25 protein-coding genes, 2 pseudogenes and 1 riboswitch are annotated in these 26,336 nt (G+C 50.6%); of the genes and pseudogenes, 15 read left to right on the top strand and 12 right to left on the bottom strand.

The genetic code is table 11. The features are described 5' to 3' along the window. Window positions 1-15: 15 nt before the first annotated feature. Window positions 16-282, bottom strand: a complete 267-nt coding sequence (locus ACMWL8_RS04405; protein WP_061354404.1) for a hypothetical protein — start codon at window positions 280-282, stop codon at window positions 16-18. Window positions 283-1,705: 1,423 nt separating this feature from the next. Then, window positions 1,706-2,077 carry a hypothetical protein gene (locus ACMWL8_RS04400; RefSeq protein WP_047719265.1) on the bottom strand — a complete coding sequence of 124 codons (372 nt, stop codon included), beginning with the start codon at window positions 2,075-2,077 and terminating at the stop codon, window positions 1,706-1,708. 752 nt (window positions 2,078-2,829) lie between these two features. Between ACMWL8_RS04400 and ACMWL8_RS04395 the strand changes: the two genes are divergently transcribed. From ACMWL8_RS04395 to ACMWL8_RS04355, 9 genes are all read left to right on the top strand, one after another. Further along, window positions 2,830-3,258 carry a hypothetical protein gene (locus tag ACMWL8_RS04395; RefSeq protein ID WP_023300778.1) on the top strand — a complete coding sequence of 143 codons (429 nt, stop codon included), beginning with the start codon at window positions 2,830-2,832 and terminating at the stop codon, window positions 3,256-3,258. A 129-nt stretch (window positions 3,259-3,387) separates the two neighbouring features. Continuing rightward, window positions 3,388-3,579: a hypothetical protein gene (locus ACMWL8_RS04390; RefSeq protein ID WP_047719264.1), complete on the top strand. Its 192-nt coding sequence runs from the start codon at window positions 3,388-3,390 to the stop codon at window positions 3,577-3,579. Then, window positions 3,554-4,354 carry a DUF6945 domain-containing protein gene (locus ACMWL8_RS04385; RefSeq protein ID WP_049017686.1) on the top strand — a complete coding sequence of 267 codons (801 nt, stop codon included), beginning with the start codon at window positions 3,554-3,556 and terminating at the stop codon, window positions 4,352-4,354. The genes ACMWL8_RS04390 and ACMWL8_RS04385 overlap by 26 nt, the downstream gene beginning before the upstream one ends. A 12-nt stretch (window positions 4,355-4,366) precedes the next feature. Next, window positions 4,367-4,843, top strand: coding sequence for a hypothetical protein (locus ACMWL8_RS04380; protein ID WP_047719263.1), 477 nt, complete (start codon window positions 4,367-4,369; stop codon window positions 4,841-4,843). A 114-nt stretch (window positions 4,844-4,957) separates the two neighbouring features. Beyond that, a complete protein-coding gene (locus ACMWL8_RS04375; RefSeq protein ID WP_049017685.1) occupies window positions 4,958-5,341 on the top strand; it encodes a hypothetical protein in 384 nt (127 codons plus the stop codon). Continuing rightward, entirely contained in the window at window positions 5,341-7,500 is a 2,160-nt protein-coding gene (locus ACMWL8_RS04370; RefSeq protein ID WP_047719262.1) for a hypothetical protein, read from the top strand. The genes ACMWL8_RS04375 and ACMWL8_RS04370 overlap by 1 nt, the downstream gene beginning before the upstream one ends. A 793-nt stretch (window positions 7,501-8,293) precedes the next feature. Continuing rightward, entirely contained in the window at window positions 8,294-8,644 is a 351-nt protein-coding gene (locus ACMWL8_RS04365; RefSeq protein ID WP_047719261.1) for a hypothetical protein, read from the top strand. A gap of 22 nt (window positions 8,645-8,666) precedes the next feature. After that, window positions 8,667-9,707, top strand: coding sequence for a major capsid protein (locus tag ACMWL8_RS04360; protein ID WP_047719260.1), 1,041 nt, complete (start codon window positions 8,667-8,669; stop codon window positions 9,705-9,707). A 65-nt stretch (window positions 9,708-9,772) separates the two neighbouring features. After that, a complete protein-coding gene (locus ACMWL8_RS04355; protein WP_039263128.1) occupies window positions 9,773-9,979 on the top strand; it encodes a hypothetical protein in 207 nt (68 codons plus the stop codon). 23 nt (window positions 9,980-10,002) lie between these two features. Here the strand turns inward: ACMWL8_RS04355 and ACMWL8_RS04350 are convergent, their stop codons facing one another. Further along, window positions 10,003-10,674 (bottom strand): EAL domain-containing protein, encoded by a 672-nt coding sequence (locus ACMWL8_RS04350; protein ID WP_047719259.1) that lies wholly within the window; start codon window positions 10,672-10,674, stop codon window positions 10,003-10,005. A 391-nt stretch (window positions 10,675-11,065) separates the two neighbouring features. Next, window positions 11,066-11,162, top strand: a riboswitch (TPP riboswitch). Window positions 11,163-11,197: 35 nt separating this feature from the next. Here ACMWL8_RS04350 and thiM point away from each other — a divergent pair. Genes thiM through ACMWL8_RS04335 form a run of 3 tightly spaced genes read left to right on the top strand, consistent with a single transcriptional unit; the run spans window position 11,198 to window position 13,554 of the window. Then, window positions 11,198-11,968, top strand: coding sequence for a hydroxyethylthiazole kinase (thiM, locus tag ACMWL8_RS04345; protein ID WP_045259758.1), 771 nt, complete (start codon window positions 11,198-11,200; stop codon window positions 11,966-11,968). After that, window positions 11,965-12,765, top strand: a complete 801-nt coding sequence (thiD, locus tag ACMWL8_RS04340) for a bifunctional hydroxymethylpyrimidine kinase/phosphomethylpyrimidine kinase (RefSeq protein WP_045259759.1) — start codon at window positions 11,965-11,967, stop codon at window positions 12,763-12,765. Before thiM ends, thiD begins: the two co-directional genes overlap by 4 nt. A gap of 42 nt (window positions 12,766-12,807) precedes the next feature. Beyond that, the gene (locus tag ACMWL8_RS04335) at window positions 12,808-13,554 is read left to right on the top strand and encodes a GntR family transcriptional regulator (RefSeq protein ID WP_028013821.1); all 747 of its coding nucleotides are present in this window, start codon (window positions 12,808-12,810) and stop codon (window positions 13,552-13,554) included. On the opposite strand, the gene ACMWL8_RS04330 is transcribed toward ACMWL8_RS04335, so the two are convergent. The 3 genes from ACMWL8_RS04330 to ACMWL8_RS04320 are packed head-to-tail and all read right to left on the bottom strand — an operon-like array spanning window position 13,528 to window position 16,756. Continuing rightward, window positions 13,528-14,481, bottom strand: coding sequence for a PfkB family carbohydrate kinase (locus ACMWL8_RS04330; RefSeq protein ID WP_045259760.1), 954 nt, complete (start codon window positions 14,479-14,481; stop codon window positions 13,528-13,530). The two genes, ACMWL8_RS04335 and ACMWL8_RS04330, sit on opposite strands and share 27 nt — an antisense overlap. Next, window positions 14,478-15,482, bottom strand: coding sequence for an ADP-ribosylglycohydrolase family protein (locus tag ACMWL8_RS04325; RefSeq protein ID WP_045259761.1), 1,005 nt, complete (start codon window positions 15,480-15,482; stop codon window positions 14,478-14,480). Before ACMWL8_RS04325 ends, ACMWL8_RS04330 begins: the two co-directional genes overlap by 4 nt. After that, window positions 15,479-16,756: a nucleoside permease gene (locus ACMWL8_RS04320; RefSeq protein WP_044597925.1), complete on the bottom strand. Its 1,278-nt coding sequence runs from the start codon at window positions 16,754-16,756 to the stop codon at window positions 15,479-15,481. Before ACMWL8_RS04320 ends, ACMWL8_RS04325 begins: the two co-directional genes overlap by 4 nt. Before the next feature lie 250 nt (window positions 16,757-17,006). On the opposite strand from ACMWL8_RS04320, the gene fbaB reads away from it, so the two are divergent. Beyond that, window positions 17,007-18,059: a class I fructose-bisphosphate aldolase gene (gene fbaB, locus ACMWL8_RS04315; RefSeq protein WP_008500869.1), complete on the top strand. Its 1,053-nt coding sequence runs from the start codon at window positions 17,007-17,009 to the stop codon at window positions 18,057-18,059. Window positions 18,060-18,112: 53 nt separating this feature from the next. Here the strand turns inward: fbaB and yegS are convergent, their stop codons facing one another. From yegS to ACMWL8_RS04295, 4 genes and pseudogenes are all read right to left on the bottom strand, one after another. After that, on the bottom strand, window positions 18,113-19,012 hold the full coding sequence (yegS, locus tag ACMWL8_RS04310; RefSeq protein WP_021241471.1) for a lipid kinase YegS: 900 nt from the start codon (window positions 19,010-19,012) through the stop codon (window positions 18,113-18,115). Window positions 19,013-19,229: 217 nt separating this feature from the next. After that, window positions 19,230-19,844, bottom strand: coding sequence for a hypothetical protein (locus ACMWL8_RS04305; protein ID WP_080461433.1), 615 nt, complete (start codon window positions 19,842-19,844; stop codon window positions 19,230-19,232). Then, window positions 19,807-20,954, bottom strand: a pseudogene (locus tag ACMWL8_RS04300) (IS3 family transposase). The gene ACMWL8_RS04305 and the pseudogene ACMWL8_RS04300 overlap by 38 nt, the downstream one beginning before the upstream one ends. Window positions 20,955-21,017: 63 nt before the next feature. Further along, a pseudogene (locus ACMWL8_RS04295) lies at window positions 21,018-21,227 on the bottom strand (phage late control D family protein); the annotation flags it as partial. Between the two features lie 502 nt (window positions 21,228-21,729). On the opposite strand from ACMWL8_RS04295, the gene ACMWL8_RS04290 reads away from it, so the two are divergent. Together ACMWL8_RS04290 and ACMWL8_RS04285 are read left to right on the top strand one after the other, a co-directional pair. Continuing rightward, window positions 21,730-23,211 carry an AAA family ATPase gene (locus ACMWL8_RS04290; RefSeq protein ID WP_045260431.1) on the top strand — a complete coding sequence of 494 codons (1,482 nt, stop codon included), beginning with the start codon at window positions 21,730-21,732 and terminating at the stop codon, window positions 23,209-23,211. Window positions 23,212-23,267: 56 nt separating this feature from the next. Next, a complete protein-coding gene (locus tag ACMWL8_RS04285; protein ID WP_131678067.1) occupies window positions 23,268-24,146 on the top strand; it encodes a hypothetical protein in 879 nt (292 codons plus the stop codon). Between the two features lie 106 nt (window positions 24,147-24,252). Here the strand turns inward: ACMWL8_RS04285 and ACMWL8_RS04280 are convergent, their stop codons facing one another. Further along, a complete protein-coding gene (locus tag ACMWL8_RS04280) occupies window positions 24,253-24,501 on the bottom strand; it encodes a phage virion morphogenesis protein (protein WP_052682981.1) in 249 nt (82 codons plus the stop codon). Between the two features lie 309 nt (window positions 24,502-24,810). Further along, window positions 24,811-26,172 (bottom strand): tRNA 5-hydroxyuridine modification protein YegQ, encoded by a 1,362-nt coding sequence (gene yegQ, locus ACMWL8_RS04275; protein WP_008500866.1) that lies wholly within the window; start codon window positions 26,170-26,172, stop codon window positions 24,811-24,813. Window positions 26,173-26,336 lie beyond the last annotated feature (164 nt).

The following is a 26,336-nucleotide window of genomic DNA, read 5'->3' as shown; positions in this document are numbered from 1 at the left end:
CCCCTTCATTCAACATTAACCAGCGTGACGGTAGGATTCACGCACACCATCACGATAACCATCAGCAAACGCTGCTTGAGGACTTTTGTGGCGAACGGTACCCGCCTGGCTATCAGGTAAGGCGGCTAAGTCTACCCAAACCTGACCTGTGCGAGCCAAGCCAGCGCGGTAACCCTGATCGTAAGCGCAGCCACAACATTTATGGCGACCTTCACCACCTTGATCGTGAGGTAAGCTAATGAAAAGAGTGTTGTAACGGTGTGATTGTTTACAAATAGTCATGCATTGCTCCTTATGAGCGTCATTTTAAGGTTTACATGATCCTCTTTGCCTGGCACAATCAAGCCGTGAAAAATGAAGGCAAGGCTAAGATTCATACGAGTTTGGCGACTCGTATTGGTCATGCTTTGTAAGCCGGGTTCATGCAAATGAATCCGGTTTTTTTACGCCTAAAATTCAGGCGCGGCACTACATGTGGGGGTGGTCAATCAATAGCGGCCCCACATAGTCGATATTCTAGTGATGATTCTTTTCTGCACAAGGGTTGATTTTGACGTTAAATTGAGGTTGTGAAAGGGTAAAAATGCAAAACCCTACACAGCATAAGGCCTGGAAGACATGTCAATGATTAAGAAAAAAAAATCAAAATTTGATCGAGTGCTGATTTCTTCGACGGGAGGGCAGAATTGCGCAACATGATATCGCGCAATCTTGATAAGAATAATGAATGTTGCCGGTGGTTTTGATAATTGTGTGCAACATATAGATAACATATATATGTGCGTAAGGATGGAACTAAGAATGTACTCATAAGAGTTGGTGATCTGCTAGACCGCCAGCCTAGGCCCTCCCCAAAAGACGCTGATCTTCACCAAATATCTTAAGGATGTCTCATCCAGCCATGTGCTTAACCTTTCCGTGCTTAGCTTCACCAGCAAGAGAAAACTTGCTGTTACAAGGTTTTTTTCTGCTTAATTTTTGCTCCATTTAACATATGATCCATAAAGTGTACTTGACTGGAATGGTCAGGTATTGCTTTTCGGAGCGTTGATGTGAAGTGGGGTACACAACAGCGATTTCACAAACAGAAGGAAAGCATTCGGGAAGATTTGAGGTGAGTTCTCTTGTTCAAGGATTTTGGATGAGATTGTCTGGTCACCACACAATTTCAGGTTTCAGGCCTTTGAGGCTGACAGTGTGTCAAACGCCATAAAAGCACATTTTTCTGTTTACCAGCAGACACAAAGCCACTACAGCGACGTTACCACAACGGGGTGAAGGACTATCATCACCTGGCGAAACTCTCCCGTCCCATGGGGCACAGAAGCGTACCTTTTCCACACTATTGTAAACAGCCAACCCACCAATCCCTCCTACGCTCAACTAGAAGCCCGTAGCGGCGTTATCTCCACACAATCGTGAACTGACAACGCCATGATTCACGACTTCCCACAGCGCGATAGAGGAGCCTCCAGAGGGGGGCGGTTTTGGTTTTTTGTATGATGTTTTATTTTTTATGGAAAAATGGTTCAGATAGGTGGTTGTGTTTAGCCTCATACCCACCAACATATTTAACGCACCCAGCACTGGCGCGGCTTCGTTGTGTAGATCACGGCATAACAATCACTACATCCCACAGGCGAGCCAGTGACAACAGACAGGATTTTCTAGCAATTAACCGCAATTAACAGGTATTTAAACTCAATTATTTCCCGCCGAAAATCCAACCGATAATGGCACCGATTACCGCAGAGCGGGTCTCACCTGCTGCTCCTTTGAGAACGTTAATAACTGCATCGCCTGCACCAGGTGCCTGCTGTTGAAGTAAATTCAAACCACGAGGTGTTAACTTGGCGGCGGTATCCATGTCGGTTGAAGAGATTATCTCCGTGTAACCCATATCTCTGAGAGCCTGGAGTGTGTTGCAAAGCAGGTCAATCTGAGTTCTGTCTCCTCTGGGCTTCCAGCCGAAGTCTGAAAATTCGAAAGAAGAGTAAGCCGGATAGTCCGCAAACAGTTTCACCAGGATTCCAGTTGCCATCTCGTTAAAGCTGTCTTTGCCTTGGACGAATTCCATAATGTTTCCTTTTGTTCACTGATTGAACGAGGTTACTCAGTTACGGCAGGAAGTACCAGTCAGAAGTCATCGGTAACGAATACATATGAAAAGAAGTTTTCATCGGTAATGGTTACAGATGGGTCATCGGTAACGGTTACGCACCAATAAGATCAACATATTAAGATCAAATAAAAACCATTAAGATCTTTAAAACCTTAAGGTCAAAGGCAGGGTGAACTGGTGTTCACTAGTTGGTGTTAAGGAGTGATGCTTCTGTATCGCTCTGCTCTGAATGGCTCTGCCACTTCAGATATGTGTGGAAGACAAGCCGCGAGGCGCGTCAGTCAAATGTGGATCAAGCACGGCGCAGAGGAGCTTTAAACGCGACGTAACTCCCCCCTTGGAGGGGCGGCGGTCCCCCCTCAATCTCGCAAGGCGATAACGGCCCTCTGATTCTGTGGCGATGCCATGATGCACAGCGGTCCTGTAACGCTCCCTGTCGCGTTCAGAGCGTCTTTCTCCTGTTGCTGGTGAATTTGTACCGCTTCGCTTAGGGCGTTGAATCTTAAGCGTCTGAGAGCGTTTTGTGATAAAGGGATTGACAAAGAAAAGGTATATGTATAAAGTTGCGGGGTATTGACATAAAACACATCCATTTCTTTATTATTTAAGTGAGAAATCGGTTGACAAAGAAACTAATTTATAATAAACTATATATTATCAACTGAGATGATTTTATGAATAAACAATAATTTAAATAGGAGAGATGCATGGGGAAACCTGTTCTGTTCGATTTCTCGAACGCCACTGCCTCAGAGATTGTCGCTGCAATCGATGCAAAAATTACCACAGCTCAAAATCTGCACGCCTTTCGCACTCGTATGGGCGGTGCCAAGAAAGCCGATAAGCTCTATCCAGCTACTCGCGAAGCACTGAACATCATTAAACGCCTGCGTCAGCAAGCGAAAGACGCAAAAATCATCCGGGATATTCTTAAACCATACTCAGCAGAGTTGGCAAAAGGCCGTGATGTTATGGAAATCATTGAACCAGTACTCTCTGCCTGGCGTGTCTATTACGCTTCTCATGGCATCGGCTTGATGAATGAACAGATCCTTCTGCTTAAGATGATTGAGTCTGGCGGTGAACTCGAAGGCATTACCGGAAAACCCATTCCAGAACTGACCACAACCGAATAACCATTCTCTGCTTTACACCGTTGGCAGCAACGCCACCAAACGAAATCGCCGCAAACACGGCTTCTTACTCCTGATCGCCATCCGCGATAGCAGGAGCGATAACTATTATGCATTCGGGGGGAACTTGATATGAATTTGAAGATTCAACAGCACGTATACGCCGGACTTTTAGAAGAAGCGAAGCGCCGGGGAACAACTGTTCCAAACCTTGCACGCGAAGTGCTAGAAATCGCCGCCCATCTTTTTGATAACGGTGAACCTTTACCCGCCTTGGGGAATATTAATGGAGATAATAATGAACAAAAGAGCGTCGCAAAATAAACCAGAACTATGGATTGAAGAAGATCGCCGCCTTTTCTATGCAGATGCAATCACAATTAAGTCCACTGGTGAATGTTTCAAAGTCGAGGACAAACTTGCAAAGATCCATACCTATATGGTGGATCAATACAACAGCTACCAGGCTGATGGTAAGAGTTTCTACGAAGATCAGCGAGATATCGCGACTAAATGTAAATGCACACCAAAAACTCTTGGCAAGTGGCTGAAAGTTCTTCAAGCACTTGGTCTACTTATCATTGATGAGAGCCAGAAGAGCCACTCTTACACGGTGCGGTCAGTAGTTAGCCAGGAACACAACTTGATTTTCAGCTATCCAAAATTGTTGAACGGCAAGCCGTCATACGACCATGAAGAGGCGCTTAAACGCCTTTATGCATCTCAGGGACGTAGGAACGTAAAAAATCATCAGCCAAAAAACGAAGAGAGCGGTAAGAGTGAGCAGAAACGTGATGTGGAATCTTTCGTGGTGGGATCTGCCGCGCCTGCTGCTGGAAAACCAGACGGCATACCTGCTGTGGATATTCCTGTCGATGTTGATTTATCCGGTAGTGATGATCCATCACTGAGTGATTCAAATGGGAGAAATGTCGTTGAGTTCCCGCGAAATTGTAGACCCAAACCCAGTTTTAAATTTGTAGCCCCAGATGATGACGACCACGAGGAAATCCATCAGGAGCAGGAAACCTTTATTGAGCCAGATGTTTGCCACGAACCAACGCCGGAAGAAATTGACGCTGCGGTAGCTCTTATGTGATGGAGGAATGAATTGTGTGAACACGTAAGCGGTGTACTGACCGCAGATGAAGAACAAAAGCTATCTCGCCTTTTCTCTGTCTTGGAGAATCCGACATACAAATCCCGGTCCAAACCATCCGACTTGGAAACACAACGTAAAGCCCGTTTGCTATTGAATCGTGGGTTTTCACTGCAAATTGTCGCAAATACACTAGATCTTCCGTTTGCTGAAGTCTGGCGGCTCGCACGTCAAAAACAAGCGGTGACCTGGGCGATGATGACACCGACAGCCCGGACAGAATTTGTCCGTGAAATGTGGTCACATCGGATGCACCCGGAACAGATCCGCAAGCGTTGCGATGGTCTGTCATACGTAAGCCTTCGATATTACCTGCATAACGCCGGGATCACTGACGCTGAAATGTTGGGTTACTACCCAGACGTGTTCGCGAATATCTGCAAGTTGCCGACAGTGAAGAAGAAGCGCACTAAGCGTAAATCCAAATAATCCCACATCGGGAGCCAATGAACTTTGAAGCAATCCTTTCTTACCTGCCTATTGTCTGGCTGGCGTATAGCTGCGCTCGTGATGGGCTGATCCTCTTGCTGCGAAGCAGTGACGTTGCCCGTCATCGCCTTGCGACAAAAATCCTACTTTGGAGACAACATAAAAATGAAAAACGTAAACGACATCCGCGCCGATATTCTCGCCGCAATGCAGGCCGCTGCCGAACCGGAGAGCGGAGATCTGAATAAAAGCGCCGAGCAGGTGTTGGCTGATGCCATCGAGGGATATCTGACCGCTTCGACTGCAACAGCCAGCAAATCAGCCCCGAAAGCAAAGACCATAAAGGAAAAAGGGATCGCTCTGTGCCACCAGGCCCAAGGTTATAGCGCTAATCTGCGTCCGGTAAGTCTCATGATGAAGGCAAGTCTTGATGAGCTAACACCTGAACAACGCGCCGCGCTTGAGCGTCTGGGTTACGATATCAATCAGGGGGTGTGATGTCTGGCACAAATAAGATTGTTACCAGCACCGTTAATGAAATCTCGTGGATCACAGACGATGCCTCATATCAAAAAGCCAAAAAGAAGATTATTTCGCTTAAGGCTGCTCATGAGAAACCAGCTAAAGCGCTTGAGAAGGCCCAGAAGCGGACCGTCCAGAGCGAAGGCAAAGCAGCACTAGCCGCAGCGAAAGCCCAGACAGCGAAGCTACGCCAGGCTGAACAATTGTCAAAACAGCAGCAGAAACAAGCTCAGATTCAGGCCAAAATGGAGCGGGATGCAGTCGCCCACGCCAATAAAATGACCTCATTACAGGCTCGCCAGTTATCTCAGCAGGAGCAGGCAACTCGTCAATCTGCCAGACTAGCGGCCATTTCTGCAAAAGTGCAGGCCGCAGCCAGATCACGAGTGATGACCTACAATCCCAACATGCCTGGAGTTCACTCCGATCCATCTCTGGTGGCACGTCAGACTGAAGCAATGAACCGTGGTCACGGCGCTGTTGCTGCTGACATCGCAGCCACCAAAAAGGCGATGGCCCTGGAAGAGAAGAGCCAGCGTGAGAAAGAGGCGGCTTTTAAACGACAAATCACCGCTCACGATACACTCCGCAGGGCAAGCTTGACGATCAGCCATATCGAAGCTGCATCCCTGGCTGACAAAATGAAAGCGGTGCAGGCCATTAAAGAGGCCACTAAGGGGTACGCCGAGCAGCGTTATACCATCGCAGAAATGCGCCATGAACTTGCTAAAGCGACTCTGGAAACCAGACGCCAGGCGCGTATTAACCGCCAGATTGTTAAAGATAAAGCGAAAGCCGAGCGAGCAGGGCGCATCAATGCTCAACGTCTGACCCGTGAACGTAGCGAACGTGGTTATGGTGGCCTTGCAGCCGCTGGTGTTATCGGTGGTGCGTCGTTAGTGGGTAGTATGGGCGTTTCTCGTGTCGGTCAGACCCTCCAGGGAAGCCTTGAGCGTTCTCGCGATGTGAAAAAACTCCAGCAGTACGGGATCAGCAACCTTGAGTTCGCTGCACTTCAGGATCTCTCGATGAGCCGTGTTGGTTACTCACTGAGTGCTGACAAGCTGGCTGACCTCAACAAGGACACAACCGAAAAGGCCGGGGAATTGTTGAACACCGGCTCTTTCAAACGTAACAAGAAAACTGGACAGGTGAATTTCAGCGGCGGTGGCGAGTTCGCAGATATCATCAACAATGTGCTGACCTCCACCAACGGCAACCAGAAGGTAGCACAGAAGGTGATCGGAGAACTGCAAAAGCTGGATTTTCCGACCTTCATCACTTACCTGAAACAGTTGCAGAAAACTTTCAAATGGACGGACAACCAGACCCGGCACCTGGCTGAGGCTGTGAATGATGGTTCGGTCTTCCTCGAAGTGTTCAATGATGAGGGGCAGGGACTTATCCAGCGTATGCATCAACTCGCTTCTGAAGGGTGGACGCTATCTGATGCACAGCAGGCCAACCTTGATAAGCTGGCAGCTTTGGGTGCTGAGTACAACCGAGTACAAACCAGCCTTGCGGATCACTTCTCAGCCTCGTTTGTTGAAGGCCTAGGGCAGTACGCTGTCAATACTGACACTCTACGTCAGAAGATGACTGGACTGATCCCAATTTCCGATGCCCTCGGCGTTGCCCTTGGTGAGCTAACCACCAACATTCTCTCCTTCGCTGGTCGAGTTGGTGAAGAACTCAAGAAAGGCGCGACACTGCCGGATGCAGTCTACAACACCGTTGTGGATGATTCCGCAAACGGTGCTGCCGATTGGATTAAGGAAAAGACCGGCTTTGATCCACGTAGCATCGGTCAGACGCTTAAGCAGGTTTACCCGTGGCTGGATAGTTCAGCACCGAGCAATATTGGCTCAGGCACGGCGTATAACGATCCAGCGCTAGCGTTGAATGTTCCTGGTTTTAACTCAATACAACCCCAGCAACCAACGTTCACGGTTCCGACAATTGATAGTATGACGCAGCGACAGCCGATCCCTGTCAGTGTGACCGGACAGGCTGAGATTAAACTCTCACCGCTTGATGTTAACGTTAATGATGGTGCGATTAATGGTCTGATTGATACAAAGCTGAGGAGCTATGAGCAGGCACAGAACAACATGATCCTTGGTGTTGCTCAATGATGAAACAGAGGGCGGCGAATTCGTCACCCCTATCTCAATACCGCAATGCGCATGTATCAAATTTAGCGACAAATCAAAGACCTCTCGTGTAATTTGTTGCAAATGATAATCATTCGTGTTAAAATAATACACAAGGTGAATTACAACAGCCAAATGTTATTCCCTTCTCCTTAGGAATCAAAGTGCGCTTTTCCCAGAGCGCCTTTTCTCATACAGCCAATATCCGCACCCTCTCACGGTAAGGTTAGGCCATTGCCGCTGGCTGTATCAGAAAAGCATCGCAGAGCGATTAGCCAGCAGGCTAACCCGTTTTCGGGTGTAGAAGAATTTTCTCCGACCTTGGATCGGGGATTTGCCAAAGCCTTTCATCCTCGGAAGGCCGTCTTGCCAGACGAAAACTGGCATTGAGTGCGGCAGCGAAGATATGAGGTCTCCCGCTGCTGTGCTCCCTCATTCCTGAAGCGTGGCCCACCGATCATGCTTTCCAAATCTCTCCGGTTGCGTGGCAATGAACCAAAGGTTCACCCGTGAACGGGCCTAATCTCTCCATCAGAAAACACCATCGTGAAGCGATTAGCAACGCATGTTGCTAACCCGTAAACGGGTGAATTTCATCATCTCCGATGATCTACCAACCGGGGCAGGCGTTTTCCTGCCTCCGGCTCTTTTTCTGCATGGAACATGAAGTGAAGAAAGTCGCTGATAGCGGCTTTCTTTTCGCCCCTCAATGGCAAATTTGCCAGAGAAATAATAACGCCATCATTGGCGATGACCTGAATGGAGATTCAAGACTGTGAAACTGGAAGATTATCCAAAAACGTATAACAACGTGGTGAAGAATTCTGCAACGGCCAATTTTGACCGCAGAGCGATTGTATTCGCGACACTCGCACAGGCTGTGGAACCCGGTTCCGTGGTGACCTCTACCGGAACGCTTTACACCTCTGGGACTGATGCGCTTCTGTGCCTCTCCTACGCTGAGGCAGGTTCTGATGTTCCTGTCATCGTGGCTGACCGCCTGATTTATGTGTACCCAGAAGCAATCCGCGCCGTAATGGGTTCAGCAACAAATGCAGCACTAGCAGCATTGACCGCTAACGGAAACATTCGCCTGACCTCTGACGATGTTGTCATCGCAGAATAACTAACAAGAAAAGGACTTCAAAATGGCTATTAAATCATTTGATTATGTTGACTACAGCAAGGTGTTTCGCACTCAGGTTCCGCAGAGTAATTTACTACTGACCCACCTCAATGTATTTGCAGACCGTCAGATCACGGATTCCCACAAAGTTAGTGTGGATCGTATCCAAGAGGCATCTATTGGTGTGGATGCGCCGTTGATGCGTTTCAGTTCGGAGTGGGGGACTATCGAGAAGCCGACCGCTGGATCGTATTTATACGAGCTTGTATGGCGCGGTGTGACGGATCGCGTAACTTCAGCCGATCTGAAAGGTTACCGTAAGCCGGGCAGCACTATTGAGCAGTCTCTTGATGAGATTGAGGCCAATAAGTTTATTCAGATGCGTGCCAAGTTTGAACGCTCCCGCGAATACGCCTATTGGCAGACGCTGATCTTCAACAAGGTTGATGCATTTGGTACACAGCAGAGTGAGATCGACTGGGCTGTAGAGTTTGGACTGAACCAGCGAACCGCTGACCTTCATCAGGATGTTGGTGATGATCCGATGCGCGATATTGACGATCAGGTCAGTGCCACAAAAGCACTGATGGGTGGTCTGACTCAATACCTTCGTGGCTGGGTTCTGCTGTGTGGCTCTGATGCCTACCGTGCTGTGCGCTATCACCCACAAATCCGGGAGCTATTAGTTTACGGAAATGGTCTGGTTGGTTCTGATGTGCTGTTCCCGTCTGACGTTCTGCCGGGCTTCAGTTCCTTTATGTTGGGTTCTGTACGTCTGATTGAAGTCAGCGATTCAGTATTCAGCGGTATCAAGTCAAACGAGGCTTTCCTTGTTCCGGTCTTTGGCAACGCTCCGGTTGACCAAAGTCTGCCAATGGGACGTTTCGTTGGTCCGTGCGCCCGCCATCTGGAGATCTCCGCTTCTGGTGATATTGAAGATTGGTATGCCTACCGTGCGTTTGATGAACTTCGAAACCGCAACCTGTACTCAGAAAGTAGCCTTCTGGCATACAACTTCAGGCCGGATCTGGTTTGTAAGCTGACACTGCTACCAACGGCATAAAAAAGCGGTTTGTGGGAGCGCATTGCTCCCGCTGCCAGGCGAGGCAAAGGAAAGGAGATTTACATATGCACATGAAACTGTTCAATTCGAAAGGCCTGCCACTTCTGGCAATGAGTCTGGATAACCAATCCGATAAATGGCTGAACCTGTCAGCCATTGCTAGATACTTCAATGTTCCCCGTAGCACATTTCTACAGCGCGTGAACGATTACGGCTGGGAGTCAGCATTAGCTCACTTTGAGCAGCAGCGAAAGAAAAAACTGAAAGCATAAGAGCCGGGTTAATCCCGGCTTTTTTATAACAATTTTTCAACTTTGTGAAACGGGACCGATTTGAAAAGGTATCCTTGAACTCCCCAAATACCAACCTCCTGTAGAAGGTCGAGATACTGTCTGCTTTCTACGCCTTCCACCACTATCTTATCGCAGTACCGCTTTATATTTTTTATCAATAGAGGAAATGTGGGTTTATCAATTTGTTCATTAAAGAAATGACGGTCAATCTTCGCCACTTCGAAGTAACCCTCAAGCAGGCTGGCAACATTTGCATTTCCGGCTCCCAGATCATCCAGCCACAGTGAGTTAACACCCTGACATAATGATTTCAGAATCGGACTTTTAAGCCCTTGTTCAATACCAGGAAACTCTTCTGAAACTTCAAGTTTGATAAATGGCATGGAACTGACTGTTAGCTGTAACAAACCGTCATGCCTTAAGAGTGTCGCCATATCGTAGTCAACATTGAGCGAGCAGAACAACCCGTGATGCTCGAACCAGTCCTGCTTACTGGCTATGACCCCAAACTGTTTGTAGAGAAAAAGGCGTTTCTGATCGAAATCCCATCCTGAAATGACAAACGCTGGGTGAAGGGGGCGTTTGGACTCTGAGACAAACCGCGTAAGAAGTTCGACTCCTAACAGCTTACCTTCAAGGTTCATGATGGGTTCAGCAATGAATTCAGAGTGCATGTTACGTTCCAGGTGAGTGATAACTACCTGATAATGCACCTTTAAAAATTATTGATCAATAATAACGATCAATAATCAAATAATGATCGATAAAAACGATAAGTATATCTTTTTGAAATGTAATGATAATTTATTTTTAAGATTAATCTTGTGTTGAGAAACAAGAGCAGGTCTTTTTCATCACATTCATATCTACGGGTTCGAAAACGACGAAAGATCACAACTAAACGAGGCTGGGGAAACCCGGCCTTTTTGTCGTTTGAATGTGGGACACAACGTGGGACACAAACTGGGACACAGAGCATTTTTTATGGTTGAGTCTTTGGCTTTCCGCTGGCATGATCCAGAACAGGGATTAACGGGACGTTAATCGCAAGCTTTTGATTTTGATTTATTTGACTCGGGGTGCCCTTCTTTGTGAAGGCTGAGAAATACCCGTATTACCTGATCTGGATAATGCCAGCGTAGGGAAGTCAGATGCCTTCCCGGTCATCGCTTCTTCACGCAAGGCAGGAGCGAACCCATGCAGCCTGACCTGCTCGATTTACACGTTTTACACCACTTCCGCACCCGTTCTCCGCTGACCCACTGCATGACCAATGACGTCGTACAGACCTTTACTGCCAACGTTTTGCTGGCCCTTGGCGCATCCCCGGCGATGGTGATTGAGGCCGAAGAGGCCGAACAGTTTGCCGCGATAGCCGATGCGCTGTTAATCAACGTCGGCACGCTGACCGCACCGCGCGCCCAGTCGATGCGTCGGGCGATTGAAAGCGCGGTGGCGGCAGACAAACCCTGGACGCTGGACCCGGTTGCGGTGGGTGCCCTGACGTTCCGCACCCGTTTTTGCCATCAAATTTTGGCCCTGAACCCGACCACCATTCGCGGCAACGCCTCCGAAATCCTGGCTCTGGCCGGAATGAGCGCGGGCGGGCGCGGCGTTGATACCACCGACACCGCCGCCAGCGCGTTGCCTGCCGCTCAGGCGTTGGCTCGCCAGACCCATGCCATTGTGGTGGTCACCGGCGAGGTGGACTACATCACTGACGGAGAGCGGACCCGAACGGTAACGGGCGGAGACCCGTTAATGACGCGCGTAGTGGGCACCGGGTGCGCGCTTTCTGCCGTTGTGGCGGCGAGCAGCTCGCTGCCGGGGGACCGGCTGGATAACATTGCTGCCGCCTGCGGATGGATGAAGCGGGCCGGAACGGTCGCCGCTGCGCAGTCGCGTGGCCCGGGCAGTTTTGCCAGCGCCTTCCTGGATGCGCTCTATACGCTGGAGGAACAGGCATGAAGCGGATTAACGCCCTGACCATTGCCGGTACCGACCCCAGCGGCGGCGCGGGCATCCAGGCCGATCTGAAAACTTTCTCGGCCCTTGGCGCGTATGGCTGCTCGGTGATTACCGCGCTGGTGGCGCAAAACACGCGCGGCGTGCAGTCGGTCTACCGTATCGAGCCGGATTTTGTTGCCGCGCAGCTGGATTCGTTGTTCAGCGACGTGCGGATTGATACCACCAAGATCGGCATGCTGGCCGAAACGGACATTGTGGAGGCGGTGGCCGAGCGGCTTAAACGCTATCAGGTGCAAAACGTGGTGCTGGATACCGTCATGCTGGCAAAAAGCGGCGATCCGCTGCTCTCCGCCTCCGCCGTTGAGACGCTGCGCAAAAAGCTGCTGCCGCAGGTGGCGCTCATCACGCCCAATCTGCCGGAAGCCGCCGCGCTGTTAGGCACGTCGCACGCGCAAACTGAACGCGAAATGAAAGAGCAGGGGTATGCGCTGCTGGCGATGGGCTGCGGGGCGGTGCTGATGAAAGGCGGTCATCTGGATGACGCTGAAAGCCCGGACTGGCTCTTTACCCGCGACGGCGAGCAACGTTTTACGGCTCCGCGCGTACAGACCAAAAACACCCACGGCACGGGGTGCACTCTCTCCGCCGCGCTGGCGGCGCTGCGCCCGCGGCATGACGGCTGGGCTGATACGGTGCGAGAAGCGAAAATCTGGCTCTCGGCGGCGCTGGCAAAAGCCGATACTCTGGAAGTCGGTCACGGTATTGGGCCGGTTCATCATTTTCATGCGTGGTGGTAACCCAGTATACTGGCAGGAAACACCACGCCTGAGAAAACAGAGATGGAACAAGCGCATACCCGGTTAATCGCTCAACTGACTGAACGGATCGCCGCGCCTGACAACACGCCGCTGTACCTGAAATTTGCCGAAACGGTAAAAAACGCGGTGCGCAGCGGCGTGCTGGAGCACGGGAACATTTTGCCCGGCGAGCGCGATCTGAGCCAGTTAACCGGCGTGTCGCGGATCACCGTGCGCAAAGCGATGCAGGCGCTGGAAGCCGAGGGCGTTGTCACGCGTGCCCGGGGTTACGGCACGCAAATTAACAACATCTTTGAATACTCGCTCAAGGAAGCGCGCGGGTTCTCTCAGCAGGTGGTGCTACGCGGTAAAACGCCAAATACGCTGTGGGTCAATAAACGCGTGGTGAAATGCCCGGAAGAGGTGGCGGGCCACCTGTCGCTGGAGCCGAACAGCGACGTCTTTTTGCTGAAGCGTATTCGCTATGTGGATGACGATGCGGTGTCGATTGAAGAGTCCTGGGTGCCGGTTGGGCTCATTCCCGAACCGGATGCGATAGGGATTTCGCTGTACGACTACTTCCGCAGTCAGAATATCTTCCCGCAGCGCACCCGTTCACGGGTCAGCGCCCGCATGCCGGACAGCGAGTTTCAGGCGCACATTAAGATGGACGAAAAAATACCGGTGCTGGTGATCAAGCAGGTTGCGCTTGACCAGCAGCACCGGCCGATTGAGTACAGCATCAGCTACTGTCGCAGCGACCTATACGTCTTTGTGTGCGAGGAGTAATTCCTCACGAGTGGGCGCGCAGTCGCCGCCGCGATGGCTCACCACCCAGGACGCCACGGCATTCCCCAGCAGAACGGCGTCTGCCAGCGACCATCCCGCCGCCAGCCCGGCAAGCGTGCCGCCCGCGTGGCTGTCGCCAGCGCCAATGGTGTCCACTACCGTGGCGGGAAACGCCGGAACAACGCCCGATGCGTCGCCATCATACCAGGCAGCCCCGTCTTTATCATGCCGCACAATCAGCGCGGCGCCGAAGCGCAGCTGCCACTCCTCGCCCAGGTTTTCAGCCTCAACGCCCAGCCTTTCAGCAGCGAGCTCCGCTTCCTGACGATTAAGCGACACGATCGGCCTGCAGGCCATAATCCGCGCCATCAGCGCGTCGGGGATATCCGCGATGCGTGGGCCGAAATCGATAAGCGCCGTCACATCCTCCAGCCCTTCAAGCCAGCCCGTCAGCAGCTCGCCGCACGGCGAGGCCAACTGGTAGCCGGAGAGATAAACCAGGCTATTTTGCGGGACGTTTAGCTCGTCAAGCCAGCGCTGCTGCCACTGGTTCTCGACGCCGCTAAAGGACATAAAGGTGCGCTCGCCGTCAGGCTCCACCAGCGCCAGACACCAGCCGTTGTCGCCGGTTTCAGCCTCCACGGCGCTGTGCAGATCCTGCTTCGCCATTGCGTTACGGATAATATCCGCCCACACGCCGTGGCCGACGGGAAGGGCGTTTTGCGCCGCAATGCCGAGCCGTTTCAGGGCGATGGCGATATTCAGCGCGCAGCCGCCGATATTCACCCCCTGCTGTTTAAGCTCGATATCACACCCGCGCCAGGGCAGGGCGTAGGCGTCGGCGATGACGTCAATCACCGCCGCGCCCAGCACCGTCACCGGGCGCGTGGCGTGCAGGGTGTTGAGACGTTGGGCAAAAGAATTCATACGCCCTCCCTTTGCTCCCTGAAGTGCAGCAGTTTTTCACAGTAGTGCCCGAAATCGAGCTGATTAACGGCGTCGAGTTCGGCTTTGAGCGCCGGGTCAATGGCCTGCACGCCGTGGAGCGCGCCGCAGATGGCCGTCGCCATCGCGCCAATGGTGTCGGTATCGCCACCCAGATTGGCGCATAAAATGGCGCAGCGGTTCGGGTCGGTTCTCGCCAGCTCCACCATCGCGATGGCTGCCGGAACGGACTCAATGGTGCTGGTACCTGCGCCAGTGAGCTGATAAATCTGCTCGCTGGCGGAGTCGACGCCGTTGGCGTCCCGCACGGTCTTAAGCGCCAACTCAATGCGCGCCGCGAGCGACGCGCTGAAGGTGGTGGTTTTCGCCTCCTGCGCATAGCGGGCGATCCCCGGCAGGGCATCGACGATGTTCTGCCAGCGTTCCCCGTCGATGGCGCGGGAAACCGCCCAGGCAATCACCACCGCGCCGGCAATGGCGAGATCCGATTTATGCGTCGGGCTGGAGGCCTGCGCAACCTGGTCCACAAAGTGCTCCAGCCGCGTCGCCGGGAGCAGGCAGCCCAGCGGGGAGGCGCGCATCGCCGCCCCGTTAGTCACGCCGTTGTTGTCCAGCTCGCTGACCGGCTTCCCGTCACGAATCGCGTTAAGCGCGATTTTCGAGGTCGGGCCGAGCACGTTCTTGTTAAACGCGTCGAAGTCGAGCGCCCAGTTCAGGATGTGCTTGCCGATAACGTCCGCGTTAATCTCCCCGTCGCACTCGATGATCGCATCGGCCAGGCACAGCGCCATTGAGGTATCGTCGGTGAACTCTGCCTGCCCGAAATAGCAGGCCGCATTATTTTCTGCCGGGCCGGGTAAAAAGCGGTCGATCCAGCCAAAGTGCGCCTTGACGCGCTTTCTCGGCCACAGTTCCGACGGCATGCCCATCGCATCCCCTAACGCCTGCCCGTAAAGGGCACCGAGAATACGTTCTTGTTTCATTTAACTTCCCCTTGTGTCAGCGCGGCATCGCCATCAACCACCGCAATTGCAGCGATCTCTTTGTCCGATTCGCGGAAAAACAGCATAAACAGCACGGCAATCACGGCAATCATGATTGCGCCAAATGTCCACATTCCGGCCCAGTTGAAGGTCAGCCCATTCACCGGCTCTTTGTAGGCGAACATTTTTTCCATCATCACGCCGCCCAGGCGGTAACCCAGCAGGCTACCAAAGCCCTGACAGCAGAGCGTAATCAGGCCCTGCGCGGCGGTGCGCATATGCACCGGCGCTTTTTTATCCACGTAGATATACGCGGTGACGTAGTAGAAGTCGTAGCTCACGCCGTGCAGCAGAATGCCGAGGAACAGCAGGGCGTAGGTGAAGTACTGTTCCGCACCGCCGTAAACGAAGAACCCGTAGCGGATGGCGGCGGTAATCAGACCCAGCAGCAAGACCTTCTTAATACCAAAGCGTTTGGTAAAGAACGGCAGCGCCAGCATAAAGAAGATTTCAGAGAACTGGCCGAGCGTCATCCAGCCGGTGGCGTTTTTCATCCCCACTTCAGTGAGATAGCCGTTGGCGAAAATGTAGTAGAAGGCCAGCGGCATGGCGAACAGGAACGAGCAGAAGAAGAACACGAGGAAGTTTCTGTCGCGCAGCAGGATCAGCGCGTCCAGCCCCAGCATCACTTTGAAGTCCAGCTTGCCGGTACTTTTTGGCGGTGTGTTCGGCAGGAAGAGGGCAAACACGCCGAGCAGGGCGGAGCTGGCGGCGGTCATCAGCAGGGGAATATTGGTATCGGAGATATCGCTATAGCCCAGCATCTGCGGCAGGAAGCCGCACGCCAGCCCGGAGGCGATCCAGCCGAGGGTGCCCATCACGCGGATACGTGGGAAGTCGGCCTCGACGTCGTCCACGTTCGCGAAGGCAATGCTGTTGGTCAGCGCGATGGTGGGCATGTAGGTCAGGGAGTAAACCAGCAGCAGCGGGAAGAAGGTGCTGAACTGGGTTTGCTGTGCCGCGAAGTACATCAGAATCGCGCCGGCAAACATCAGCACCGCCAGCACTTTCTGTGCGGCGAAGAAGCGGTCCGTCAGCGATCCGACCAGAATTGGGGAGAGGATAGCGGCAATGGCGGTACAGGCATAAGACCAGCCAATTTCCCCGGCGGTAAAACCGCTTTTGCTCAGCCACAGCCACAGCGGCACAAACCACGCGCCCCAGATAAACCATTCAACAAACATCATGAATGACAGTTGGACTTTCGTTTTCATTTTTTAATCCTGCATGTCAGAGAGGGTACGCCTTTAACATACCAATTAATAATACCTTTTAAATACCTTTGTGGCGATTGTTTGATCAATGTAACAGTTTTGTTGTACACGAATCGAGCCAGCAGATTGTGCTGAAAAAAATTGCAAAGGGTGGAAAATCTGTTAAGTCGGTACCAGGCTTAGTCTGCCCATAAAAGATGGGACTGGATAAACGCACACCGACATGACGTCGAATTTACGGGAGTATCACATGACTGATATTGCGCAGTTGCTTGGCAAAGACGCCGACAGCCTTTTACAGCATCGTTGTATGACCATTCCAGCCGACCAGCTTTACCTGCCTGGTCATGACTACGTTGACCGCGTGATGGTCGATAACAACCGTCCGCCTGCCGTGCTAAGAAATATGCAGACGCTCTATAACACCGGGCGGCTCGGCGGCACCGGATATCTCTCTATTCTGCCGGTAGACCAGGGCGTTGAGCACTCGGCGGGCGCCTCCTTCGCGGCGAATCCGCTCTATTTCGATCCCAAGAACATTGTTGAGCTGGCGATTGAAGCGGGCTGTAACTGCGTGGCGTCCACCTACGGCGTGCTGGCCTCCGTCTCGCGTCGCTATGCCCACCGCATTCCGTTCCTCGTGAAGCTGAACCACAATGAAACCCTGAGCTACCCCACCGAATATGACCAGACGCTCTATGCCAGCGTCGAGCAGGCGTTCAATATGGGGGCGGTTGCCGTTGGGGCGACCATCTATTTCGGCTCAGAACAGTCTCGTCGTCAGATTGAAGAGATCTCTGCGGCGTTTGAGCGCGCGCACGAGCTGGGTATGGTGACCGTGCTGTGGGCGTACCTGCGCAACTCGGCGTTCAAAAAAGACGGCGTGGATTATCACGTGTCGGCCGATCTGACCGGGCAGGCGAACCACCTGGCGGCGACCATCGGCGCGGATATCGTGAAGCAGAAAATGGCCGAGAATAACGGCGGCTATAAGGCGGTGAACTTCGGTTATACCGATGACCGTGTCTACAGCAAACTGACCAGCGATAACCCGATCGACCTGGTGCGCTACCAGCTGGCGAACTGCTACATGGGCCGCGCAGGGCTGATTAACTCCGGTGGCGCGGCGGGCGGCGATACTGACCTGTCAGACGCGGTACGTACGGCGGTTATCAACAAACGCGCGGGCGGCATGGGGCTGATCCTTGGCCGTAAGGCGTTTAAGAAATCGATGGCTGACGGCGTGAAGCTGATCAATGCAGTACAGGACGTTTATCTGGACAGCAAAGTCACGATTGCCTGACCTGAGGGCGAAGCGTAGGCCGGGTAAGGCGTAGCCGCCACCCGGCAATACCATCAGCGCAAAAGCACACAGTCTGGCGGCAACCGACACTGCAGCGCGCCGGGCAACACCTCAATGCGGAACTGCGTCCCGCTGAGCGGTTCCCCGTCGAGGTTAAAGGTCATCCCGTGCGGGGCATTTACCTCAAACCATGCGGATTTCCCGTCAATGATATTCGGACTCTCTTCCGGCTGCGTCAGCGTGGTAAACAGCGCGGGCAGCAGGCCGTCGCCCGTGAAAATCCGCAGCTGTAGCTGACCGTCATTAATCAGCGCCTCCGGGCACAGCTGCTGCCCGCCGCCGGCCTGACGACCATTACCGATGCCAATCACCAGCGCGTCGCCCTGCCACTGGAAATCTTCGCCGCGAATTTCGCAGCGGTCAGGCTTGAGGGTATCCATGCGCATCAGACCGTGGATCAGATACGACACGCCGCCCAGCGCCGCCTTGAGTTTTTCCGGCGTTTCGCTGGTGATGCGCGTGCCGAACCCGCCGGTGGCCATATTGATAAAGCAGGTTTTGTCATTCACCTGCGCAATATCTACCGCGGTCGCTTTACCGAGGATCGCCAGCTGAAGCGCTTTCTCTAACGCCTCGGGGATCCCGGCGCTGGTGGCAAAATCATTGGCGGTGCCGAGCGGTAAAATGCCCATCACCGGGCGGTCTGCCGGGGGCAGGTCGATCAGCGCTGACGCGATCTCATTGATGGTGCCATCGCCGCCGCCGGAAATGATGGTCTCAACGCCAAGCCCGAGGGCTTCATTGATATAGCGTGCCGCGTCGCCTTTTTCCCATGTTACTCTTACGTGGATGCGCGCGCCGTCGTCACGCAAACCCTGAATGGCCTGACGCAGCAGATCGTTGCCTGCACTTTTGCCGTTGAGAATCAATAAACTGTCTGGATAGGTTGCCATCCGCGCTGCTCCCTTTTTTAGCGTTAGTAAGAGTGTATAGCAGAGAGGAAAAAAGCGGGTAAGAACAGGATGAAAGGGAAAAATAATCCCGCGTAAAAAGGGGCTCCTTTACAACGAAAGATGTGCCCCGTGTTGTTGACTCTTTAAACGGCTTTCGCTCAAAGGATTCTTACCGTCAGCGTTTGAGTCCTGCCGTTTGCTTTGCCTCTATTTTCAACTATTTACGCCACACCCGATTATGTAGTGTTAGCGCAATTGAACGGTAAAAGACCGATGTATTCATCCACACGATATTCAGGCAGAAAAATCCCAACCCTAATAATGAGGTTATTTGTGGTGTGTAATTTTCAACAGAGCCGAATAAAAGCGAAATCCACGTCCAGATAAAGTAAACGATGCTCATCAAGCCAGTCAGTGTAATAACGGAAATATGCAGTTTATATCCCGTAAAGGACCCTCGGGCAGTTAAAAACATTGTGCTCATCACAACCATGCAATACACCACTGCTGCAAGGAATACTCCCATCATTACCTTAAACTCAGGTAAGCCGAGCAGGCGAAATAGCAACATCCAGACAGAAACTTGTAGCATAGCGTAGCAAAAAATAGTGAGTAAGGTACTTATTGCTAAGGGAATACCTGTCATATGTACACCCACAGGAACACCGAACTGACCTTTTAAGCGATCTTTCAATGATTCAAGCCGTTGGCAATCGTCAGTCGCCATTTCACCTGTTATCACAGCACTTAATGCAAGGCTCTTTTTGATGTAATTTTGAATCGCCACGGATAATCTAGACACTTCCGAGCCGTTGATAATACTGGTTTTCATATTCTGTCGGTGACATCTGATTGCTCGAACCATGCCGATGCTTACTGTTATAAAACATTTCGATGTAATCAAAAATATCGCTGCGGGCTTCTTCCCGCGTTCCGTAGATCTTTTTCTTTATCCGTTCGCGTTTCAGCAACTGGAAAAAGCTTTCTGCAACCGCATTATCGTGGCAGTTACCGCGACGGCTCATGCTGCCCTCCAGGCCGTGTGATTTCAGGAACGACTGCCACTCATGGCTTGTGTACTGACTGCCCTGGTCCGAGTGAACCAGCACCTGTTTTTGGAGATTACGCCGTCATACAGCCATCAGCAGTGCATTCAGGACAATGTCCTTTGTCATCCGGGATTGCATTGACCAGCCGATAATTTTGCGTGAGAACAGATCAACAACCACAGCAAGATACAGCCAGCCTTCGTGGGTCCTGATATAGGTTATGTCGGTTACCCAACGCTCATTCGGAGCATCCGGATTGAACTGCCGCTGGAGCCTGTTGGGCGACACGATACTGGCCTCGCCTTTACGTGCCCGCGGGCTCCGGTATCCGACCTGAGCCTTTATCCCGACACGTTTCATCAGTCGCCAGACTCTGTTGACTCCGCACTGTTGCCCGCTGTCCCGCAGATCCAGATGGATCTTGCGATAACCATAGACGCATCCCGATTCCAGCCAGAACTGTTTAATCTGTCCTGTCAGTCTCAGGTCTGCCTGATGGCGTTGTGAATGCTGCTGCTGAAGCCAGGCGTAAAAGCCACTGGGATGAGCATCCAGCACCCGACAGAGCAGGCGAACAGGCCAGCAACGGGCGTTGTCACGGATAAAGGCGTACCTCAGTCGGACTGTTTTGCGAACTACGCCGCGGCTTTTTTTAATATGTCCCGTTCGTCAGTAACCCGCTTCAGCTCTTTCTGGAGCCGGCGGATCTCGGCCTGAGCATCTGACTGTTCTTTATTAGTGGAAGAATCCGGACCGTACTTTTTTATCCATGCATAAAGGCTGTGGGTGGTGATATCCAGACGTGTTGCAACGCTGGAAATAGAATGGCCACGATCAACAACCTGTTTGACTGCTTCGATTTTAAACTCTTCCGGATAACGCTTACCGCTCATGGGCACCTCTCTTTAAGTCATCTTAAATGACTCCAAGGTGTCTGTTAAACCCGTGGCGATTCAGACTGGTTTTGCTTTTGGATGCTGAAGCGCCCGAAGGTGCTGCTCTTTGGGCTTACGTTTCAGCTTCACCTTTTGCGTCTGTTTTTGAGGCTTAGGGTCTTTGGTATGCAACCATTTTGCGGTGACGCCGGTATAGGCTCCCCGGTCAGCAATCGCGAACTGGTGCCGGTCACCATCACTGCGCTGAATACTGAGTTGCGGGATCGCCTTACAGCGCCCCGCATCGAGGTCGGTCTCGATGATGACGCCAGTGCGGATCAGATTGCGCAGCAAGCGCAGAATGTCCTAGAGGGTGGATTGAGTTTTCATGCGGGAAAGGATGCCGCTAGGCAAATGAGGTGGCAACTTCACTGCGTTCTGGAGTTGATAGGTCAACTATCAATACCACTAATATTTTCTGAAAATTTCACCTTTAATGGATCAGGTGCTTACGCCTTAAATTGACTCGGCGAATCGTATCTCAGAAAAATCATTCATCCACAATCAAGTCTACGCTCAACAATGGCTATAGTTCTTGATGTCACCTACACAATGGCAGTGGTTTTGTTCGATCCAGAAAACGCGTCACAAAACTCCACCCACATTGATGACAAATGTTCTGTAAATATGCGAGTATAGACCCAGCCTAAACTTATCAGCACGCTTAATATAGAATATTAGTTATTAGAGTTAACCTTCACAACCTCAACAAATAAAAAACAAGGAGTCTAAATTGATACGCAGCCTTTCTGTTGATAATAAAAAATTAGAGCTAAGAGATGAATTGGATGACAGCTCAAATATTTTTGATGTTGACTCAATTTCTTTATTAATAGGGGAGAATGGTACAGGGAAAACATACTTCCTTAATCAAGTCATAAATGAATTTAAGTCATCCCATATAGGTGCATTTACTGGGGGGTGTGAAATAGACCTCTTTAATACACCAAGCTCCGATGTCAAAAATGAAACCAGATACTGGGGTGTTGTATATTTCTCTCCAATTCCTTTCAGAGAAAGACATGCATCCTCAAAAAACTTTATCGATGCATCACCTGTATTTGGACGAGGCATAAAACTTAGCAACATAAATGAATCCCGAGAAGTAATTGAGTACTTCAAAATCAATCCCACGTCTCAAATACAATACAGGATTAACGCAAGAACACTCATAAAATCAATCCTTGATGAGGTGTTTAAACTTAGCGAGCGTCGCATCAAGCACATAATGCAGAACCTTTCATTTGTTAATGAAATCATTAAATTAGATAAAAGCATTCGCGAACAAATTGGCGAGAATGATGATTCCGGCGAAATTACCCAAATCACAAATGAAAGAAAGCATATTTTCGACATGTTAGTTGACGAACTGAATTCATACTTAACGTCAAATAGAGATAGCATTGAAATAATATCTGCACTTATTACAATTAATGGCCTTAAGAAGAAAAATAGAATCAGCAACTCAACAGCTGTAAACATTCTCAACTACCTAATTAATGGACATGATACCCTTAAGCGGCATGAAGAAAAGTCACTTACGGGTTTCAATAAAGAACGCGTGAAAGTTGAATCATTTCTAAAATATATTAGCCCAGGCTTCTCCTTCGTTGAATATATGGCATTTCCTGTAGATGCTTATGAAGGAGAAAAATTGCTAAGTGATTTTGACGTTGAGGATTACTTTGACTTCAAACTAGTTGAAATGAGCTCCGGTCAGCTAGCTATAATACATCAAATGGGAATGATTTCCAAAGCAATTAAACAACTCAGAGAAAAAGGGATCGGCAAGATATTATTAATGATTGATGAAGGCGATGCTTATTTACATTTGGAGTGGCAAAGAAATTACATATTTAAACTCAACGATTTTTTAAGTGAAGTCAAATCAATAAATAACATTTCAATTCTACAAGTCATTCTGGCCACTCACTCTCCTTTGTTGGCGACAGACATACCAAGAAAATTCATATGTCCAATGGATAAACCAGAAGCCACTTCAGGATTTGCCTCACCAATTCATTTATTACTTAACGAATCTTTTGGAACTAAGACCATTGGTGAATTCGCTTCCAAAAAAATAAATATAACCGTGAAAAATATCAAGAAAAACAAAATTACAAAAAAGGATCACTTCGTTATAAAATCGATAGACAACGAAATCCTTGGGAGAGAAATCATGAAACTAATTCCTTTACACGGTGATGTGAAATGATAATTTCAATTAAAAAAAATTGGGCGTCGATTGAGTCAAAGCACAATGCGTTCATCATGAAAAAAATACAAAAGCATTTAGATAATGCTAAAAAATATCACGGACCAAAATCCTTAGCAACATATTTCGTTGATAAAACCAAAGATCTCATTACCTCAAATAACCTCAAGGACTTAGCTTTAGCTGCAAGATACTACGATTTCATCATAAGCCGAAACCGAAACAACAAAGCTCTTATTAAAGTATTCAAAAAAAATTTAGCAGATATATTCGATTATCATAATTTCATTACCAAAACCGTCGGCTACGATGCCTATGATTTATGTAGTGCATCTAAAACCAGAAGCTGCCCTTATTGCAATCAATCATACGCATTCACAATCAGGGCACAAAAAAAAGAATTTAGGCCAACATTAGACCATTTCTTCCCGAAAGAAAGTTATCCCCATCTGGCATTAAGTTTATATAATCTCGTACCATCTTGTTCTATTTGCAACTCTAGCTTAAAAGGTCGAATTAATTTCTCAAAAACACCTCACCTACATCCATTGTTTGACAACGAAAGCATTGAGTTCTCACTTGAAACAACAAAATCCCGAAAAGAAATTGTTGGATTGGTGGACATCAACACCAAGGACTTCAAAATTAAAATTGCACACAACAACGATGCCAAATCAATTAATTCCGTAAATACCTTCATAATAGCAAGGCGTTATGAAAGCTTTATTTTCGAAGCAGTAAACTTTGCACGATGCAAAATTTACTATGATGAACTGAAAGGTAATAACCAAATAGACATAGTTAATGATATTGATGAAAGTTCGGCATTGATGTTTAATCATCACGCCTATCAAAACCAACTTCTTGGCAAGCTACTTCAAGGTATTTACAAACAATATTCACAGCAACCTTCGTCAATTGCCTCCAGAGCTTAAAACCATTAAAATCAGCCTCCAAAATAACATGGAGGCTGACTTTCACATTCAGCCATCAATTTCATGCCACGACCACAAACATCTTGTGCAACTATTAAAATAATATTTACACCTGCACTAGATACTCAGCAATTAATCCTTCAATTAGCAGCTCATTCTTTCTATTAATGCCAAGTAACTGACGTTTAGGATATTGAATATCCTCACTATGCGGATTTGGCCTGTCCTTAAGCCCAATCTGATGCACCTGACCTGCTCCCCGTGCGTTAACACATAGCAACGTTAGTAACGCTTCATGCGCGGTAATAACAATTGCGAGCTTCCGTTCCTCGCTCTGAGCAGACGCTCTAAGCATGACCAATGTGAGAAGCAAGACTAATCGTCCGTAACATAACCAAAACTAAAAGCCCCGCATGTGCGGGGCTTCTCGTATCGATGTGGTCAATGTGTGGACGCGACCTGAAACAAATCCTTTTATTTCAGTTCTTTACAGGAAAAAATAAGCCCGCGTAAGGGAGATTACGCAGGCTAAGGAGGTGGTTCCTGGTACAGCTAGCATTTATGGGTTATGTTTTTCAGCGGGGGGATAATACCCGTATTGAACGAAGCGGTATGTGATCCGATTCTAAGAATTATCCCAGCGCGAAAAAATTTCCCTGATTGACTATTTGCCGTGTGGATTACGTGTGCTTTCACCGTTGAAGTTACGCATCAGCAGCGCGAACTTCAGCTCCACTTCTTCCGGAACCGGCAGCCAGACGGTATGCCCGTCGCCCGGCGCAACCTCAATCGCTTCGCCTTTGCCGTTTTCCAGATGCTCCAGCGTGAAGTTCATGTTGCCCTGCGGGGTCATCAGCTCCAGGCTGTCGCCTTTGGTGAACTTGTTTTTCACCGCCACGGCCGCCAGCGCGCCTTTGCGCTCGCCGGTGAAGTCGCCGACAAACTGCTGGCGCTCGGAAACGGAGTAGCCGTGCTCGTAGTTCTGGTAGTCGTCGTGGGTATGGCGGCGCAGGAAGCCTTCGGTATAGCCGCGGTGCGCCAGGCCTTCCAGCGTTTCCAGCAGGCTGGTATCGAACGGTTTACCGGCCGCCGCATCGTCGATGGCTTTGCGGTACACCTGTGCGGTACGCGCGCAATAGTAATAGGATTTGGTGCGGCCTTCGATCTTCAGGGAGTGCACGCCCATCTGCGTCAGGCGCTCAACGTGGGCGATGGCGCGCAGATCTTTCGAGTTCATGATGTAGGTGCCGTGCTCGTCTTCAAAGGCGGTCATGTACTCGCCCGGACGTTTGGCTTCTTCAATCATAAACACGCTGTCGGTTGGCGCGCCGATGCCCAGCGTTGGCTCAACGTTCGTCACCGGGATCGGCTCATGCTTGTGGACGATGTTGCCGATATCGTCCTCTTTGCCTTCCTGGACGTTATATTCCCAGCGGCAGGCGTTGGTGCAGGTGCCCTGGTTCGGGTCGCGCTTGTTGATATAGCCAGAGAGCAGGCAGCGGCCGGAGTAGGCCATGCACAGCGCGCCGTGAACGAAGATTTCAATTTCCATGTCCGGCACCTGAGTGCGGATTTCTTCAATCTCTTCCAGCGAAAGCTCGCGGGACAGAATGACGCGGGTCAGCCCCATCTGCTTCCAGAATTTTACCGTCGCCCAGTTGACGGCGTTAGCCTGTACGGAGAGGTGAATATCCATTTCCGGGAAGTTCTCCCGAACCAGCATGATTAAACCCGGGTCTGACATGATCAGCGCGTCCGGCCCCATATCCACCACCGGCTTCAGGTCACGGATGAACGTTTTCAGCTTGGCGTTGTGCGGCGCGATGTTGACCACCACGTAGAATTTTTTACCCAGAGCATGCGCCTCGTTGATGCCGAGCTGCAGGTTCTCGTGGTTGAATTCGTTGTTACGCACGCGCAGCGAGTAGCGCGGCTGGCCCGCATACACGGCGTCAGCGCCATAGGCGAAAGCGTAACGCATATTTTGCAGCGTTCCCGCCGGGGAAAGGAGTTCCGGTTTAAACATGTTTGTTCTCGTTCTGATGACAGGTCAGATCCGCATGCACCAGGTGCAGCGGTAAGGGGAGATCCCCCACTTTAAGGGCGGGCATTGTAGCGCTGCCGGGCAGGGAGGTAAAGTTATTGTGCCGGGTGACGGCTTCGCCTTACCCGGCCTGGATTAACCAGCGG

It is taken from the genome of Enterobacter sp. 04-C-12-SI-ECC, from assembly GCF_047530715.1.
GTDB lineage: Bacteria > Pseudomonadota > Gammaproteobacteria > Enterobacterales > Enterobacteriaceae > Enterobacter > Enterobacter bugandensis.
Note: the sequence above shows the minus strand (reverse complement) of the source record. Positions and strands in the feature narration are given on the sequence as shown.

Bases quoted from the DNA above. Each gene is read 5' to 3' on its own strand.
- ACMWL8_RS04405 (WP_061354404.1), bottom strand. From the start codon at position 282: ATGACTATTTGTAAACAATCACACCGTTACAACACTCTTTTCATTAGC.
- ACMWL8_RS04400 (WP_047719265.1), bottom strand. From the start codon at position 2,077: ATGGAATTCGTCCAAGGCAAAGACAGCTTTAACGAGATGGCAACTGGA.
- ACMWL8_RS04395 (WP_023300778.1), top strand. From the start codon at position 2,830: ATGGGGAAACCTGTTCTGTTCGATTTCTCGAACGCCACTGCCTCAGAG.
- ACMWL8_RS04390 (WP_047719264.1), top strand. From the start codon at position 3,388: ATGAATTTGAAGATTCAACAGCACGTATACGCCGGACTTTTAGAAGAA.
- ACMWL8_RS04385 (WP_049017686.1), top strand. From the start codon at position 3,554: ATGAACAAAAGAGCGTCGCAAAATAAACCAGAACTATGGATTGAAGAA.
- ACMWL8_RS04370 (WP_047719262.1), top strand. From the start codon at position 5,341: ATGTCTGGCACAAATAAGATTGTTACCAGCACCGTTAATGAAATCTCG.
- ACMWL8_RS04360 (WP_047719260.1), top strand. From the start codon at position 8,667: ATGGCTATTAAATCATTTGATTATGTTGACTACAGCAAGGTGTTTCGC.
- ACMWL8_RS04355 (WP_039263128.1), top strand. From the start codon at position 9,773: ATGCACATGAAACTGTTCAATTCGAAAGGCCTGCCACTTCTGGCAATG.
- ACMWL8_RS04350 (WP_047719259.1), bottom strand. From the start codon at position 10,674: ATGCACTCTGAATTCATTGCTGAACCCATCATGAACCTTGAAGGTAAG.
- thiM (WP_045259758.1), top strand. From the start codon at position 11,198: ATGCAGCCTGACCTGCTCGATTTACACGTTTTACACCACTTCCGCACC.
- thiD (WP_045259759.1), top strand. From the start codon at position 11,965: ATGAAGCGGATTAACGCCCTGACCATTGCCGGTACCGACCCCAGCGGC.
- ACMWL8_RS04335 (WP_028013821.1), top strand. From the start codon at position 12,808: ATGGAACAAGCGCATACCCGGTTAATCGCTCAACTGACTGAACGGATC.
- ACMWL8_RS04330 (WP_045259760.1), bottom strand. From the start codon at position 14,481: ATGAATTCTTTTGCCCAACGTCTCAACACCCTGCACGCCACGCGCCCG.
- ACMWL8_RS04325 (WP_045259761.1), bottom strand. From the start codon at position 15,482: ATGAAACAAGAACGTATTCTCGGTGCCCTTTACGGGCAGGCGTTAGGG.
- ACMWL8_RS04320 (WP_044597925.1), bottom strand. From the start codon at position 16,756: ATGAAAACGAAAGTCCAACTGTCATTCATGATGTTTGTTGAATGGTTT.
- fbaB (WP_008500869.1), top strand. From the start codon at position 17,007: ATGACTGATATTGCGCAGTTGCTTGGCAAAGACGCCGACAGCCTTTTA.
- yegS (WP_021241471.1), bottom strand. From the start codon at position 19,012: ATGGCAACCTATCCAGACAGTTTATTGATTCTCAACGGCAAAAGTGCA.
- ACMWL8_RS04305 (WP_080461433.1), bottom strand. From the start codon at position 19,844: ATGAAAACCAGTATTATCAACGGCTCGGAAGTGTCTAGATTATCCGTG.
- ACMWL8_RS04285 (WP_131678067.1), top strand. From the start codon at position 23,268: ATGAAAAAAATACAAAAGCATTTAGATAATGCTAAAAAATATCACGGA.
- ACMWL8_RS04280 (WP_052682981.1), bottom strand. From the start codon at position 24,501: ATGCTTAGAGCGTCTGCTCAGAGCGAGGAACGGAAGCTCGCAATTGTT.
- yegQ (WP_008500866.1), bottom strand. From the start codon at position 26,172: ATGTTTAAACCGGAACTCCTTTCCCCGGCGGGAACGCTGCAAAATATG.